The organism is Vibrio sp. SCSIO 43153, from assembly GCF_023716625.1.
Lineage (GTDB): Bacteria > Pseudomonadota > Gammaproteobacteria > Enterobacterales > Vibrionaceae > Vibrio > Vibrio rotiferianus.
Window position 1 is genome coordinate 1219228 of sequence record NZ_CP071855.1, and the last position, 16547, is coordinate 1235774.

General features: G+C 45.6%; 16 protein-coding genes. 12 read left to right on the plus strand and 4 right to left on the minus strand.

Annotation, left to right across the window (positions count from 1 at the left end; translation table 11 throughout):
• Positions 1-38: 38 nt before the first annotated feature.
• From J4N37_RS05570 to J4N37_RS05580, 3 genes are read right to left on the minus strand one after another with little or no spacing between them, the layout of a single operon-like run.
• Entirely contained in the window at positions 39-608 is a 570-nt protein-coding gene (locus tag J4N37_RS05570) for a PqiC family protein (RefSeq protein ID WP_252041864.1), read from the minus strand.
• The gene (pqiB, locus tag J4N37_RS05575) at positions 608-2254 is read right to left on the minus strand and encodes an intermembrane transport protein PqiB (protein WP_045387955.1); all 1647 of its coding nucleotides are present in this window, start codon (positions 2252-2254) and stop codon (positions 608-610) included. The genes J4N37_RS05570 and pqiB overlap by 1 nt, the downstream gene beginning before the upstream one ends.
• Positions 2247-3578 (minus strand): paraquat-inducible protein A, encoded by a 1332-nt coding sequence (locus tag J4N37_RS05580; protein ID WP_252041865.1) that lies wholly within the window; start codon positions 3576-3578, stop codon positions 2247-2249. The genes pqiB and J4N37_RS05580 overlap by 8 nt, the downstream gene beginning before the upstream one ends.
• A gap of 449 nt (positions 3579-4027) precedes the next feature.
• On the opposite strand from J4N37_RS05580, the gene J4N37_RS05585 reads away from it, so the two are divergent.
• The gene (locus J4N37_RS05585; protein ID WP_252041866.1) at positions 4028-7162 is read left to right on the plus strand and encodes an HD domain-containing phosphohydrolase; all 3135 of its coding nucleotides are present in this window, start codon (positions 4028-4030) and stop codon (positions 7160-7162) included.
• Positions 7163-7228: 66 nt separating this feature from the next.
• Here J4N37_RS05585 and J4N37_RS05590 read toward each other — a convergent pair whose 3' ends face one another.
• Complete coding sequence (locus tag J4N37_RS05590; RefSeq protein ID WP_252041868.1) at positions 7229-8134, minus strand: LysR family transcriptional regulator; 906 nt, start codon at positions 8132-8134, stop codon at positions 7229-7231.
• 139 nt (positions 8135-8273) lie between these two features.
• Between J4N37_RS05590 and J4N37_RS05595 the strand changes: the two genes are divergently transcribed.
• From J4N37_RS05595 to J4N37_RS05645, 11 genes are all read left to right on the plus strand, one after another.
• The gene (locus tag J4N37_RS05595) at positions 8274-8672 is read left to right on the plus strand and encodes a hypothetical protein (protein WP_005438907.1); all 399 of its coding nucleotides are present in this window, start codon (positions 8274-8276) and stop codon (positions 8670-8672) included.
• A gap of 327 nt (positions 8673-8999) precedes the next feature.
• Complete coding sequence (locus J4N37_RS05600) at positions 9000-11111, plus strand: protein-disulfide reductase DsbD family protein (RefSeq protein ID WP_252041869.1); 2112 nt, start codon at positions 9000-9002, stop codon at positions 11109-11111.
• Positions 11108-11620: a protein disulfide oxidoreductase gene (locus tag J4N37_RS05605; RefSeq protein ID WP_252041870.1), complete on the plus strand. Its 513-nt coding sequence runs from the start codon at positions 11108-11110 to the stop codon at positions 11618-11620. The genes J4N37_RS05600 and J4N37_RS05605 overlap by 4 nt, the downstream gene beginning before the upstream one ends.
• A gap of 113 nt (positions 11621-11733) precedes the next feature.
• Positions 11734-12489 carry a class I SAM-dependent methyltransferase gene (locus J4N37_RS05610; RefSeq protein ID WP_252041871.1) on the plus strand — a complete coding sequence of 252 codons (756 nt, stop codon included), beginning with the start codon at positions 11734-11736 and terminating at the stop codon, positions 12487-12489.
• 17 nt (positions 12490-12506) lie between these two features.
• Positions 12507-12941, plus strand: a complete 435-nt coding sequence (locus tag J4N37_RS05615; protein WP_045387936.1) for a GNAT family N-acetyltransferase — start codon at positions 12507-12509, stop codon at positions 12939-12941.
• On the plus strand, positions 12938-13471 hold the full coding sequence (locus J4N37_RS05620; RefSeq protein ID WP_252041872.1) for a GNAT family N-acetyltransferase: 534 nt from the start codon (positions 12938-12940) through the stop codon (positions 13469-13471). The genes J4N37_RS05615 and J4N37_RS05620 overlap by 4 nt, the downstream gene beginning before the upstream one ends.
• Positions 13468-13881 (plus strand): hypothetical protein, encoded by a 414-nt coding sequence (locus tag J4N37_RS05625; protein ID WP_252041873.1) that lies wholly within the window; start codon positions 13468-13470, stop codon positions 13879-13881. Before J4N37_RS05620 ends, J4N37_RS05625 begins: the two co-directional genes overlap by 4 nt.
• Before the next feature lie 273 nt (positions 13882-14154).
• Positions 14155-15003: an MBL fold metallo-hydrolase gene (locus tag J4N37_RS05630; protein WP_199454875.1), complete on the plus strand. Its 849-nt coding sequence runs from the start codon at positions 14155-14157 to the stop codon at positions 15001-15003.
• Positions 15004-15033: 30 nt separating this feature from the next.
• A complete protein-coding gene (locus J4N37_RS05635; protein WP_039984293.1) occupies positions 15034-15498 on the plus strand; it encodes an acyltransferase in 465 nt (154 codons plus the stop codon).
• A 38-nt stretch (positions 15499-15536) separates the two neighbouring features.
• On the plus strand, positions 15537-16007 hold the full coding sequence (locus J4N37_RS05640; RefSeq protein ID WP_252041875.1) for a GNAT family N-acetyltransferase: 471 nt from the start codon (positions 15537-15539) through the stop codon (positions 16005-16007).
• Between the two features lie 50 nt (positions 16008-16057).
• Entirely contained in the window at positions 16058-16513 is a 456-nt protein-coding gene (locus tag J4N37_RS05645; protein ID WP_039984290.1) for a GNAT family N-acetyltransferase, read from the plus strand.
• Positions 16514-16547 lie beyond the last annotated feature (34 nt).

Sequence of the window (16547 nt, forward strand, 5' to 3'; positions counted from 1 at the left end):
AGCATTATTGCTAGGGCTTTGTTTTTTGGCATGGCCGATTACAGCTTAGTGGCTATTTGGTCTGTTAGATTACTTAAGCCTTCAGAAAGTGCATCAACAAGTGCGTCGTAGCCGTCGTTTTGCAAGGGAACATTGATGTTTACTGGCGCGCTGTTTGTCACTTTGCCATTCGCATCAATAATTAACCATTCGCCTTCGAGCTCCGCATTGCCTTCAAAGTTACCGTTGAACTTGCTTAGAGAAAGCTGAAGTTTGCTTTCGTGACTCTGATCGAGCAAGTTGTTGACTTCAACAGGCCAGTATTGCGTTTGTTTGGTTCGTAGTTCGTTAATCACGCGAGAAGTGATCTGCTCAGAAATGCTGTGTGCCCATTGATTGTGCTTTGCTTGAACAATCTGAGTTTCTGATGTGCGATACACAATTCCGCTATCAGCGAGATAACTGGCTAACTCGACAGGACGAACAATGAGCGGAGTGCGTTGGACTACTAGGGTGCTATTAATTTTTGCCGCGCTGAACTCTGGCAACACATAAAAGGCATCGGTGTTTTTCGGAGCGCTACTACAGCCAGCGAGTAGGGCAGAGATCAATAAAATTCTACGTTTCATTATTTTTGTCCTCTAACTGGCATTGGGTCGTTCATCTCATCTTTACCAAATACAAGTGAGTTTGGCTTATCGTTCAATTGCTGCAGGACGGGCCTGAACTCGGTCATCACTTTCTCTAGCTCTTTCAAAGTTGATTCCATTTCGCTGTACATCGTTGAGTTCGGGCCATAGCCATCAAGTGTCTTTTGTAACTGCTGCAGGCTTTGACGAATATCCGCTGGTATTGCTTTAGTGTCTTGTTGATTTAGCAACTTATCGATACTGCTCGCGACACGCTCTGCAGATGCTAATGTCTTCTCGGAGGTCTTTAGCGTCTTGTTTAGGGAAAGCAATGTATCTTCCATTGGTAAATTGTTGATCTTATTTAGGAAGTCATTAACCTGTCGTTGTACTTGAGCAAAGCCCCCTTGTTTTGTAGGAAACACATCTAAGCCCTCGAAAGTACTTGCTACGTATGGGGCTTCCTCTGGGTAGAAGTCTGTATCAATATACAATGCACCAGTCAGCAAGTTACCAGTTTTTAGCGTGCCGCGAAGGCCTTTCTTAAACTCTTCTTTTAACTTGCCTTTAAACAGCGGAAGTTTATCTACTGGAAGATTGTCATAAACTCGACCCAATTCGATACGTACTAATACTGGAATTTTCTTTGCGGAAAAATCTTCCTCAGGGGTTGGCATGCGCATAGGCACTTTCATCACAGTACCAATTCTTAGGCCTCTGTACTCAACAGGTGCTTTGCGTTTCAACCCTCGAACCGATTCTTCAAACATCATAACGAATTGAATGTACTCGTCATACATGCCTTCACGAACCTGTTTCACGTCATCGAATAAACGGAATTTTGTCATGTCTTCAGTGACTTCTGCCCCATCTCCAATTCCTGGAATCGTATCAAATGTCACACCGCCGGTGATCAACGTTTCTAAGGAGCCGAATTTGACTTCGAAGCCTTCAGCGTTTAACTGAAGATCGACGCCAGAGCTCAACCAAAAATGTGTTTTAGTTCGAATGAGACTGTCGTATGGCTTGAAGATAAACAGTTGGTACAGTGCACGGCGAGTATCAACATCAAAGCTTGTAGTTTCAACACGACCGACAGTAAAGCCTTTGTAGATAACCGGATCGCCAACGCCCAGTTTACCTGCCTCTCGGTTGGTCAGTACTACTCGTAAACCTTCCGCATCAGGAGCGGCGACAGGTGGAACATCTAACACATCAAAGTGCTCTTGCTCTATGTTTGATTTACCAGGTTGAAGCTGAATATAAGCACCGGAAAGCAGTGTTTCTAAGCCCGATACGCCTTCACGACCAATACGAGGTTTTACCACCCAAAACATCGAGTCTTCGCGAAGCATGCGCTTAGCATCTTTATTCATCTGTGCGGTGGCAATGATGTGGTCATAGTCCTTGCTCAGTTTTACATCGGTAATCACCCCAACCTTAACGTTTAGAGCTTTGATCTCGGTTTTTCCGACTTCAATACCCTCTGCGGTTGGAAGTTTTAGGTTGATTTCTGGCCCGGTACTGTTGACGTACTGAAACAGCATCCATGCGCCCATTGCCAATGCAAGAATTGGGATAATCCAAATCGCAGATATCTGCTTTTGTGGGGTTATTTGAGCGGTTATTTTGTTCTCATCACTCATATTTAGCTTTCTCAGTTAAGTTATCTGTTATTGGCTCCTGCGCTTGTTTTTGTGGAAGTTGCCACAATAAACGCGAGTCAAAAATCATTGCAGAGAGCATGGTAAAAATGACCACTGCAGCGAAAGAGAGTGCTGCAGGGCCAGGGTATATTGCCATTAAGTTCTGTAGTTGCACTAAAGCCACTAAGATGGCGACAACAAAGATATCGATCATTGACCAACGGCCAATGAACTCGGTCATACGGTACACTTTTAAACGCGAGATACTCTCTTCCGGAGGCAAGTACTGCGCTTTTTGGGCGTTGTAGTACAACCAAGCCAGCGCGAGCATTTTGGCCATCGGGATAAATACACTAGCGAAGAAGATAACTGCAGCAATCGGGTAAGAGCCCAGTTGCCACAGTAGCACGACACCTTCCATGATTGTTGAACCTTCGGAATGACCAAGGCTGACGGTATACATCATTGGGTATAAGTTGGCTGGGATATAGAAAATGATCGACGCCAACAATAGTGCCCAGGCTTTTTGCAGGTTATTTATGGGATCATACTTATGCACAGGGCTTTGGCAGCGAATACACTTCTGGTGTTTTTTATCTTCAATAGGGTTCAGTTGATGACAAGTGTGGCAGCCGATGTGATTCTCGCTGTGGTGAGTGTCGCCTTCTTTTACACTTGGTAGCTCTACCGCTGCAATGAAGTGCCCCCAGAGCCAGCTTCTATCGACCATAGAAATACATTTAACAACTAACACCGTATACACGCAGAATGCCCAGAATGAGCTGCCCATACCGACATCTGCGAGAGAGGCGATTTTAATCAGGCTAACCAATACCCCAATCAGAAATACATCGACCATTAGCCAAGGTTCCACCCGGAATAAAATCCGGCACAGCACTTTTGCCATGCGCGTTTTCTTTTTGCTTAATGGGTGCTTCGTTGATTTCAATGCTTCCAAGTGAAGGAACAATATCAGACCAACATAAATGGCAGGTAACACGACTACGGTAGCCAGTAAAAGGACACCAAGTAAAACGTTGTGAAACTCAGCCAGCATTTTGGCTGCATGCATTAACGTTATTTCTTGTGTGAGCCCTTGAACGCTAAATGACATGAATGGAAATGAAATGCTCAAAACCAACATGATCAAACTAGCGATCGATACCGCCACTACACTTTGATAGGGTTTAGCGTTAACTTTTGTTAGTGAGTGCTCGCAGCGTGGACACTGTGCTTTTTGACCTTGCTGTATATCTGGAATACGGACAACTAGGCCGCATTCTTCACAGGCGATCAATTGGCGAGAATTAGGTTGAATGCTCATTCAATTATTATTTCGTACTTTTAATAACTAAGAATAACCCTTTTTATCGATATGCGCTTGTTTTAGCGGAGATGTTTTACAAGCTTCTAACCTGTTTAAATGAAAAAACTAGCCTCGGAGACTGGTTTCATGTCTATTTGATACTGCTACGGAAGAGCACCCGACCAAAATTGGCGTGATTTACCAACGTTACTACCATCTACATGAAGGCTTCAACAAAGAAGAAGCTGAGCAACAAACTCAAGTTGAAAGCGTACCGGCACAAGCATAATCGTTGCGTTTTCACTTAAGTACCCCAACTCAATTTAGTCACTAAGATAAAGCGCCTCCAGATGGAGGCGTTTTTATTTGCTTCGATAAAGTTTTTTGATTGGCTGAAATTCAATTTTTAGACAATAATTTCAGTTGGTTAAAGGATTAAGGCGCTTGGATTACTCCAAGATAAAACGATGAAAAAACGTAAACGCATTTCGTTAAGGACAGTGCTAGGGTTGATGTTTGTCTTCTGTACCCTAGTGACAGTAGGTGTGGCGATAGTTTTGCAATACCACTTTGCAAGAAAAACTGAGCTGCAACACACCCTCACTCGATATCAAGCCATCGCGACAGGGGTATCGAGTCATCTATCGAATTTACAACACTTAGCTGAGACCGTGACACGAAGTGGTGCGCAGTTAGTGTCACTTATCGGGGTAGATACGCCCGAAGAGAGCATCATCATCCCTTTGTCTAAATTGCTGGTAAGAGAACCTAGCATTCACAGTATTTTTGTTGCCAAAGCGAATAACGATTTCTTCCAGCTGATCAACCTTTCTTCAGACGAAATACGTTCCCGTGTGGAAGCACAACCCGGCGATAAATGGTTGTTGATCGTTCACAGTGGCGTGAAGCGAGATCGTCGTAAGGTGAGTATTTACTACGATGAAAACTTTGTATCACGCCATGCTTCTGATGAGTTTAGTAACTTCATCCCGACTCAGCGCAGCTGGTTTGAAAATGCCGATTACGATGACACTTATAACACCTCTCCGTATCTGTTTAACACGCTAAAAGTCTCTGGAGAAACCTTCTCCATCAAGGTGCCAGAATCCGATACCGTAGTTGGTGTGGACATTCTTCTCTCCTCGCTTGAGGTTCAACTCACCAGCCGTTTTATCGAAAATAAGCAAGCTTCAGAAGCGGAAGCGTTTATCTACCAAGCGAATGGTCGATTGATTGCAACCAACAAGATGATCGACATCGAAGAGCGCTTGCCCTTGGTTTCTCCGGTGAACTTAACGGATGAGCAGCGAGCGCTGGTTGCACGAACACCAGAGTTGAAAGTGTCGAACCAAAATAACTGGGCTCCGGTTGATTATACCGTTGGCGGTCGGCCAAATGGCTTCTCGATTGACCTGTTTAAGATGATTTCGGAAATGACCGGATTAAAGTTTAAGTTTGTGAACGGTCGAAGTTGGAATGAGCTCGTCAACGACTTTAAAAATGGCAATATCGATATTCTTCAATCGATTGCCGACCAAGATGATCTTTCGAGCATCGGTGTAGTGGGTGAACCTCTTTATCACGCAAAGTTTGCGTTACTTACCAAAGAAGAAAACAAGCACATCAATACCTTAGAGCAAGTGAAGAACGAAAGAATTGGCTTGCTAAAAGGATGGAGCATTCAAGATGACTTGTTAGAAGCTTACCCGCAAATGACCATCGTCAATTACGCTTCTTTGCACGATGCGATCGACGGGGTATTGAACGGTGACATCGTCGCTGTGCTCGACATTCGTCAAATATTGGTCAACAAAATACGCGAAATGTTTCGTCAGAACTTAGCCATCACTTTGGTTAAGGATTCCAACCTTCCCAACGCCTTTTACTACTTGGCGAATGAGGAACAAAGACCTTTAGTTGAGATCATTAACCGCGCCATTGATGCGATTACGCCAGAGCAAAGAAAAGAGCTGCGTGAAAAATGGTTTGAGGGTAAGGAAGCACTGTCGACTTATACCTTTACGCCATACGAAGAATTGGTCAAATTTGCCCAAGAGCCTGAGTTCATCAACTCGGTTCAACTGGTGGAGATCAATGGGAAAGACAAATATGTTTTCGTCTCCAAGCTCACTCATAAGGAAGAGCGTTACTTTGCTGTCGTGATTCCGCAAGCTTATGTCATGTCTGGCGTAAATGAAGTGACGCTTTATGCTGTGGGCGCATCCTTGTTTGTTCTTGCGTTGTTGATTCCCGTTGCATGGGAGATGGCGAAACCAATCTCTCAGCCAATCAATATGTTGAGAAAGCAAGTCAGATTTGTACGCGATCGCGAATACGACAAAGTGCAGCGTGTTCACTCTCGTATTGAAGAGATTCACCAACTTGGTCTTTCAGTGATGCGAGGCAGTAACTCGCTTAAGCAGTTTGAGCAAAGGCAAAATGAGTTCTTTGAATCTGTCATTCAGCTTATCGCACGCGCGATCGATGAAAAGTCTCCGTACACGGCAGGGCACTGTAACCGCGTGCCGGAGATTGCTTTAATGCTGGCGGAAGAAGCTGAGAAGTCAGAGCAAGGGGCGTTTGAGTCGTTCGCTTTTGAAAGCGATGAAGAGCGCCGTGAGTTCCGCATCGCTGCTTGGCTTCATGATTGTGGCAAGATCGCGACGCCTGAGTATGTGGTTGATAAAGGCAGTAAGCTAGAAACCAACTACAACCGAATTCACGAAGTTCGCATGCGATTCGAAGTGCTGTGGCGAGATGCGCAGATTCAATATCTACTCAAAAAGCTAAAAACGATGGGTGTGGATGAGCAGCCCGAGCAAGCACTGGAACAAGAATTTGCGGCGCTGAAAGAAGAGTTCGAATTTGTCGCCAATGCGAACGTAGGGGCGGAGTTTATGTCGGATCAAGACATTGAACGCCTACACAAGTTGGCCGAGAAAGAGTGGACGCGTCACTTCGATTGTGGACTTGGTTTATCGCCATTAGAAGAAACGCGTTATCAACCGCAACCAACGCCGGCAATAGAGAAGCTGCTTTCTGATCGTCCTGAGCATGTGATTGAGCGTGAACAGCCGTTTGATCTTGACCCTGAGTTTGGCATCAATATGACGGTGCCAGAAAAGCTCTATAACCATGGTGAACTGTATAACTTGGCCGTGCAGCGCGGTACGTTATCAGCAGAAGAGCGCTTTAAGATTAATGAGCACATGATCAGCGGAATCAAGATGCTCGAAAGCATACCGTTCCCACCCGAACTTGAGCGCGTTCCTCGCTACGCTACTACGCACCACGAGGCGATGGAAGGCTTTGGTTATCCGAGAGGTTTGATGGGAGAGGAGCTATCGATCCCTGAACGCATTCTGGCGGTAGCGGATATTTTCGAAGCGTTAACCGCGGCTGATCGACCGTACAAGAAAGCCAAATCCTTGAGTGAGGCAATCAGCATTATGTCGAAAATGGCACTCGGTGGGCACATTGATAAAGACGTATTTAAGCTGTTGTTAACCAGTGGCACTTACCTACGTTACGCTAAGCGCTATCTGCCAGATGAGCTTATCGATGATGTCGATATTGAGGGCTATTTAGAGAAGCTATCTTAGCCTTCATCAAGTTTGAAAAGTGTGCGTAAGCGCTTCGGTTCTTACGCACTTATTTATGCGCCAAACTTAAATATTAAAGTCTTGTTCAAATTTGGTTTTGACGAAGTCGATGAAGGTACGAAGACGTTTCGGTTGGTAGCGATCACGGTGGAAAATGGCGGACAGCGGCACAGACGGGATCTCCCATTCCGGCATCACTTTAACCAGTTGGCCTTGATCGACTTCCTCGTCACAGTAACTCAATGGCACACGAATAATTCCGTTACCATGTAGTGCACCCATAACTAGCGCGCGGCCGTTCTTGCAACGCAGATTGCCTTTCACAATTACATCGCTGTGCTCTTTCGGGTTAGCAACGTTGCGGTAACTCCAGCGAGTGACTGAGCCCGTTAGCGTGCGATGTTTGGCTAACTCTTTTGGGGTGACCGGCTCGCCATAAGTCTTCAAGTATTTCGGGCTTGCTAGCGTCACCATATCAATCATCATTAGCTTGCGCGCGACAAAGCCTGCGTCTTCCAACTCGCCCATGCGAATCGCAACGTCGAACTGATCTTCAATCAAATCAATCCGCGGTGAAGAGAAGTCGAGATCGACCGTAATGTTCGGGTATTCCAACATGAACTCATTGACGTATTTAGCAATGATGTCTTCACCGATATAACCACCCACGCAGTTTACGCGAATCAAACCGCGCACTTCTTGAGTGTCGTCGACCGCGGCGATCAACGCTTGGTCGATATCGTGCAGTGCCTTTTCACATTCTTGATAGAAACGCTCTCCGGCATGAGTCAGGCGCAGGGTCCTTGTCGTACGGGTCAGCAAGGTCACGCCCATTTGCGCTTCAAGCCCACTGATTTGGCGAGACACATGAGAACGAGACACCGAAAGGGCTTCTGCCGCTTTAGTGAAGTTACCCAGTTGAGCGATCAAAACGAACGAGCGAATATCAGCAAGATTAACTTTATTGAGCATGTTGAATTATTTACGGAAACGGTAGTCATAAGACTATCATAATTAGTTACCAATGAGAGCGACGCAAAAAATCATACCACTTGAGGTTTATGCTAACTTGCGTATGATTTCCGGCGTTTCCACATTTATCGAAGTTAGAATGCATTCATCCACCTCACAATCTGCTGCGTCACGACAACAGGGCAAATGGCTCCTAGCGTTAATTGGCTGGGTGATTGTGGTGTGTCTGATGAAAAATTCTGGCTTGATGTTCAGTTGTGCAATGCAATATGACGCGAGCTCTACTTCTGCGGTCGTTGGCGATGAAGTCAAAATCGTAAAAGCAGAGAGCGGGCACAAATCTGGTAAGTGTGAGTTGTCTGAAAAGCTGATTCAATTTGCTCAGCAACAACTGGAAACCTTGGTCGTTGTTTTGTTTGTTGGCATTCTCGCGCTTGTCGTGTGGCGCTGTTGTGCGTTCGCCAGCAAAAGGCAATGGACCGAACCGATAGCCCGAAAGTATCGAGTCCATCTCACCCTGTGTGTATTCCGCGAATGACAAGTGATTTCTGACGAGTTTCGTCAGCGATTTCTTATACCCAAGTAACCTCAAGATTCTAGGTTCAGCGAGAATGGCTTGGTTTGCAGACGCGGCGACGATTTGAAGATCTAGTGGTTCTAAATCAATAATCGTCAACAAAGTATGCGAGCCAAGACAACTCGCCCTCTGGGAGCATGTCACTGATTCAATTTCAGTGTCAAACAACTTGGAAATAGCTTATTATTCCACCGCGTTGTTTTCCTTGCTCTTAAATCAGTGACATAGCTCTGAATCCTGAATTTTGAAGTCACTTGGGTATCGACTTGTTTTTAACTAGGAATAACTATGAACCACATGAAAAAAACGACTCAAGCCGCGTTGATGCTCATCATGACGTTGGCACTGAGCTTATTCTCACTGTTTGCCCAAGCACAAATGACGGACACAGGTTGGCTGACCAATCCTCAGCACCCACCTGTGCAGACACGCTTTGTCTTAACCGGACAGCAAGACCCGAATACCAACACCATCACAGGTTACCTTGATGTCAAACTGACCGGTGACTGGAAAACCTATTGGCGTTCGCCAGGTGAGGGCGGTGTTGCACCTTCCATTGATTGGGAAAAATCACAAAACCTAACTAAAGTGGATTGGCAATGGCCGTACCCGCAGAAATACGAACTGCTTGGCATTGAGACGCTAGGCTACAAAGGTGACACTGTCTTTCCAATGACGTTGCACGTCGAAGACATGAACAAGCCAGTGACGATTGATGCGACGCTGACACTATCTTCATGTACAACGATTTGTGTCCTGACGGATTACCACATTCAGCTGTCTTTCCTACCTTCCGATCTACAAGTCGATGAAGATGTGATGTTCACTTACGCGCAAGCGGTAAGCAGTGTGCCTCAAGCTTCACCATTTGTTGAAGTGACAGAAGCGAACTGGGATGCAAACCAGTCTAAGCTACAAATCAAACTGACTAACTCACAAGGTTGGCAAAAACCAGAAGTGTTGGTTGATGGTGTCGACGAAGCAACCAGCGATTACAGCTTCAAATTAGAAGGGCTGCATCAAGAGGGCAACACGCTTACTGCCAACTACCTAGTCAATACTTGGTTGGGTGACGTAGAGCTGGATAACCAGTCAGTTTATGTCTCAATCAAAGACAACAACTTATTGGCGCAAGAAACCGCGCAAGCCAAAGCAGGTTTGATTACTGAAGCCTTACCAAGTACATCACTGGTGAACATTTTCTTGTTCGCGTTACTCGGTGGTTTGATTCTCAACATCATGCCTTGTGTATTGCCCGTTCTCGGCATGAAGTTAAGTAGCATCGTAGCGGCACAAGGCGTTGAACGTCGTCAAATTCGCACTCAGTTCGTGGCGTCTTCGCTAGGTATTCTAACGTCTTTCTGGCTACTCGCTGGCTTTATCTTAGTGCTGAAGCTCACTGGTAACGCCATCGGCTGGGGCGTGCAATTCCAAAGCCCTTGGTTCTTAGGTCTAATGCTGTTGGTGACCGGATTGTTTGGTGCCAACATGCTTGGCTTGTTTGAAATTCGCTTGTCTTCGGGTACGAACACTTGGTTGGCTTCAAAAGGTGATAACTCACTGCTTGGGCATTACGTGCAAGGTATGTTCGCGACTCTGCTAGCAACGCCTTGTTCTGCACCTTTCCTAGGCACTGCGGTGGCGTTTGCACTGGGTGCAGACGTAGTGACTCTGTTTGCTATCTTCACTGCGTTAGCTATGGGTATGGCACTGCCTTGGATCTTAGTGGCTATCTTCCCGGGGATTGCACTCAAACTACCTAAGCCAGGCCAATGGATGAATGTCGTGAAAATTGTATTCGGCATCATGATGTTAGCAACCAGTGCGTGGTTGTTGTCATTGATGGCGAATCACTTGCCGGTATTTTGGGTCATTCTGATTGGCCTAGCTGCGTTCATCGTCATCATGGCGCGTGTTAAGCGTATTTATGGCAATAAAGCGTTGGCGATCTCTGGCACGGTTTCGTTGATTCTGATTGCTGGTGGTTTGGTACTAGGCAGTGTGACTGCAAATCATTGGGCGACGCCATTGCCAGAAGATTTGGCTTGGGAAAAACTGTCAAACGAAGCGATTGCAGACCACGTGAAGAATGGCCGTGTGGTGTTCGTCGATGTGACTGCAGATTGGTGTGTGACTTGTAAAGCCAACAAAATCGGCGTGATCTGGCAAGATCCGGTTTACTCACTGTTGCAAAGCCCGAACGTGGCGACACTGAAAGGCGATTGGACACATCCGAATGGCTCAGTGACCGATTTCTTGCGTGCGCACGGTCGCTTTGGTGTGCCATTTAACATCGTGTATGGCCCAGCAGCACCAGAAGGGATTCCTCTGCCAGTGATTCTGACTGACGATGTGGTGGTGAAAGCAATCGAACAGGCAAGTGGAGGCGCAATTAAGTGAACACAGTAAAAAAGCGCAAGTCGCTCAAATACTGGCTCAGTCAAGCGCTACAACTCGTCCTTATGGTGACCGTGATTTCGGTCGCCATGGATTGGTATCGCACTAAAGACATCCCTAAAGAGCAAGCACCACCTCTGAGTGCGATCATGGCCGATGGCGAATTTGTCGATATGATTGCCAAAAGCCATGAAGAACCCGTCGTGGTGTACTTTTGGGCAACGTGGTGTCCGGCATGCAAGTTTGTTAGCCCAAGCGTGAGTTGGTTGAGTGATTACTATGAGGTGGTTGCGGTATCTGGTGCGTCTGGCCCGCAAGAACGGGTGCAAAAGTTCATGCAGTCTAAAGACTACCAGTTTGACAACATTAATGACCCGAAAAGCGCCATCATGCAAGAATGGAGCATTAGCGTGACCCCGACCATCTATGTGTTAAAAGATGGAGAAGTGAGCTCAATTACCACAGGCGTCACAACGCCAATGGGCATTCTGGCAAGGATCTGGATGGCCTAAATCAATGCGTAGCACGTCGACTTTTTTCACGATTTTACAATGACATAAGTGTGCAGGTGAGTATGGCGTGCTACATTCGGACTCTTGATGTAGATAATAAACAAGGACTGTTTTTGAAGACACAAGACCTGAGTGAGTTTGCATCAGGCATGGAATACGATGCTCAGTATGATAAACATTACGAAGATGATATTGCTCTGATACAAAAGCACATTGCGGCGATGGGTGCTCGAAGTTTGCTGGATGTGTGCTGTGGTACGGGTATTGTCACCATACCTGTCGCGAAGCAACTCGATAATGCTGTCGGTATTGATATTGCCGAAGGGATGTTAAAACATGCTAAACACAAAGCGCAGGGATTAGATAACCTTTCTTTCTTGCAACAGGATGCCACTCAATTCTCTCTCGATAAACGCTTCGACATGGCGATTATGACGGGCAACGCTTTCCAAGCTTTCCTCTCCGATGAGATGCTAGTTGGCGTCCTTAATTCGATTTCTAATCACCTCAATAGAGGTGGGCGTTTCATCTTTGATACCCGCTTACCAACGCCAGATAACTTGGAAATTGATGCTGAAATGTCGCTGTGGCAAACCTATGAATTGCCAGACAAAGGCGAAGTGAAGTACATGGGAATGAGCGAACGTTATGACGCTGAAAGTACAGTACTTTATTTGAAGAAAGAACGTCACTACCAAGATGGGACAATGGTCTACTCAAGCATTGACTTGAGGTATCGAAAGTTATCTGAAATTGAAGCGTTTCTTGCTCAGGCGGGTTTATGTATTACCGAAAAATACAGCTCGTGGACAGAAGATAAGTTGTCTGAAAACTCAAACAACCTAATTTGCGTCGCAGAGAAGCTTTGATTTATTGGGAGAACGCAATGCAAGGATATCGTATTAGCACAGCCTTTGAAGAGATGGATTTGGATTGCATTCATCAGTTCATCTCACAGAGCTATTGGGCGAAAGGAGTGCCAAGGGACACGCTAGATAAAGCGATACGAAACTCTTTTTGCTTTGGTGTGTTTACCGAGTCGAATCAGCAAATCGCGTTTGCTCGCCTTATTACTGACAAAGCCACCTTCGCTTATCTCGCCGATGTTTTCGTACTCCCTGATTACCGCGGCAGTGGTATTAGTAAGTGGTTGGTTTCTGAAATTGTGTCCCACCCAGACCTTCAAGGTCTACGTAGAATGATTCTTGCGACGCGCGATGCACATGGTCTTTATGAACAATACGGCTTTAAGCCCATCGAGCCCGCCGAAAACTTTATGCAGATTTGGAATCCAAACGTGTATCAAGGTGAGAACCAATGAGGCGAGAAGCGCAAGATATAGCAATAAGATACCTTGAAGAAACTGATGCCGTTCCTTTGTTTGAAAACTACCTTGGTGATGAGCAAACGTGTTTGTATCTCAATCGACAAGCCCATCTAAGCCCAATTCAAACGCTACAAGCGATCGGTCGATGGCGAGCTCAGTACGAGTTGGCTCACCCTAATTTCTTGGTACTCGCAATTGAAGAAAGCGCAACTCAAGTTCCCATTGGTTGCTTAGTCTTAATCCCTGAAGGCAGTCATAGCGAAATTCACTTTGGGATCTCTAGAAATTATCAAGGTAAAGGGTATGCGACTCAGGCGTGTAAGCTCGGCATTGAGTATCTGAAAAGCATCGGAGTCGAAGAGATTTATACGGCTCCTCATATTGACCATCAAGCCAGTATTCGCGTGCTCGAAAAATGTGGATTTAAGAAACAAGGTGTCTTGAAAGAGTATGCGGTATTTCCTGCCCTTAGCGACGAACTTCAGGATTGTTTGGATATGCAGCTAAAAGAGTTGAAAGCATGAAATGGCTAATATGCTTAATGACTCTCATCGGATCTGAAGCAGTAGCAAATGAGAGGCTTCAAACTGCCGTTGAAGAGACTCCATACTCGGCTGTTGTGGTACTAACGGGCTTTGAGGGACCGGAGAAAGACGGTGGAGATAACTACTATAAGGTTCAAGCTAAGGTGCTGGATGGAGTTCGAGGCCACATTACTACCAACATTACTTTCGGTATGTACACAGAGATTGGAGATTCCCCTACAATTGGAATTGATCCAATAATCATCACTCTTTGTCATGATGAGCAAGGGTACTACTGGCCGGGAACGGGGGCTGAATTCACAGTTACCCAAGAACAAGTTTTGATAGCGAAAGAAGCCGCTAAGAACCTAACTGACGGGCAAATAGTTTTTGCACATTGCGACCAGTAGAATCTTATTCACCTAAGCCCAAAATATGTGTTTTGGGCTTTTGTTGCTTAGGCGTTATTGCACCTGCTCATCTGGATGACTCCACATCAATGGATCAGAAAAAGGTCCCTTGATGGGCTAAGTGGATTAAAAGTAGAGTAAGAATCGAAGGTGATTGAAACTGATGTTGTAAACCTCTGTCTAATCACACAATTACCATTACTTTTTTCTAGAAGCATCAAATCTCGTTATTGTCTCATCCACTAAAGCGGTTCAACGTCATTAGGAGACACCATGATCGTTACCACTCTCGTTGATAATTCTCGTGTTGAGGACCGAGCCGATCTCTGTGTTGAGCGCGGTTTATCGCTGCATATCGATACAGAAGGAACCAAACTGTTGTTCGATATGGGCAGTGGGCGAACGTTTTGCGACAACGCACCTTTACTAAACATCGATATCCAAGAAGTTGATCTCGCGGTTATTTCTCATCGGCATCATGACCATTGCAACGGTACTTCTCACTTTCTAGAGCAAAACGATGTAGCCAAAGTCTATTTAAAATCGTGTGGAGATCAGGACTATTACTTTCGAGCTTTTGGTTTCAAGAGTGATGTTGGTATCGACAAAGCTTTGTTAGACACAACCAATGACCGCATAGTGCAGGTAAGCGAAACGACGCAAGTTGCTCCGAATGTTCATGTGATTACCAAGATCAGCGACAAGTACCCACAACCCAAAGGAAATCAGTACCTCTATACCCAATCGAAAGATGGCGGTTATGAGCAAGATGCTTTTGAACACGAGTTACTTTTGGTGATCAAGGAAGAAGATGGCTTGGTTGTGTTCACGGGATGTGCGCACAGCGGAGTATTGAACATGATTGAAACCGCCATTGAATTATTTCCAAACTGCAGAATCAAAGCGGTAGTGGGTGGCTTTCATCTTGTGGGCTTACCTGTATTTAATGGCATCGGCGGTACTAAAGACGATATAAAAGCATTAGGTAAAGCCCTGTCTGAATACCCCATTGAGAAGTTTTACACGGGCCACTGCACGGGCATGAAAGCGTATCATTTGTTGAAAGAAGTACTTGATGAGCGTTTAGAGCATTTACCAACTGGGCGTCGTGTTGAAATCTAATCAATCACTCATTTTTATTTTGGAGAATAGATGTACAGTCCAAAAGTCTTACACGCACAAATCAAAGATGTGACTTGTGGTGAAAATGTCACCATCATCGAACCTGCAAACGTCTATGGCTGCGAGCTAAAAGAAGGCGTATTCGTTGGCCCTTTTGTTGAAATCCAGAAGAACACAGTGATTGGTGAGCGAACTAAAATCCAATCTCATACCTTTATTTGCGAATACGTGACCATCGGCAGTGATTGTTTTGTTGGTCATGGGGTAATGTTTGCCAACGACCTGTTCAAAGACGGAAAACCAGACGCGAATCCAGACAGCTGGGGGCGCACCGTTATTGGCAATAACGTAACTATAGGCTCGAATGCCACGATACTTGCCGTGAAAATTTGTGAAGGTGTGGTTATTGGCGCAGGTAGCGTGGTGACGAAAGACATCACAGAGAAAGGCATCTATGCAGGGAATCCAGCGAAGAAGTTGAGAGATTTACCCTGACGAAGAACACAAGCATCCACGGAAGAACCACGGAAAAAATGAAGTTTAGAGAAGTGACAGCGTCTGATTTAGCGCTGCAAAAAGAGCTATTGTTGGTGGCGCTTTGGACGCCGGATGATGAACCCGACCACGATCCAAAAGTGCTCGAACTGGCGCACATCAAAGCCTATTGTGAAGAATGGGGTAAAGCGGGCGACCTCGGATTATTCGCATTAAACCAATTCGATGAGCCAATTGGCATCGTTCAGATTCGCTATAAATCGAGCCAAACTGTCCAATATGCTGAGTATCCAGAATTGGCAATGGCGGTTCATGCCAGTCATCGCGGCAAAGGCGTCGCATCAGAACTCATGAAAGCACTATTACAGAGAGTCGAAGGCACTTGTGATGGTATTCGTCTTGGCGTTCATCCTAAAAACGAAGCCGCTCAAAAGCTGTATGAGAAGTTTGGATTCGTCACCTATGAAATCGCGCAAAGTGGTTTTCCTCAAATGGTACGAACGAAGTAAGCTACTCTCGCTTAACACAACACGAAAAGCAAAAACACAAGGAAGAATCGATGCCACTGACATACCGTAGCGCGACATTTGAAGACTTAACCAGCTTGGTTGCATTGCTGGCTAATGACCCGTTAGGAAGCAAGAGAGAAGACGCAAGCTCGCCACTGAATCAGGCTTACCTCTCTGCGTTTGAAGCGATTGACAAAGACCCGAACAACCAATTGCTGGTGGTAGAACTTGAAGGTGCTTTGGTTGGCATGTTACAGCTGACTTTTATCCCTTATCTGACCCACATTGGCAGTTGGCGTTGCTTGATTGAAGGCGTCCGAATTCATCAAGATTATCGCGGACGTGGCTTTGGTGAGCAGATGTTTGAATACGCGATAAAGCAGGCGAAAGACAAAGGTTGTCAACTCGTTCAATTGACCAGTGATAAACAACGCCCTGATGCGCTGCGCTTCTATGAAAAGTTGGGTTTTAAGGCCACGCACGAGGGCTTCAAACTGGCGTTGTAAATACTTACTAACCTAAAACTAGACCTCAAGTTCA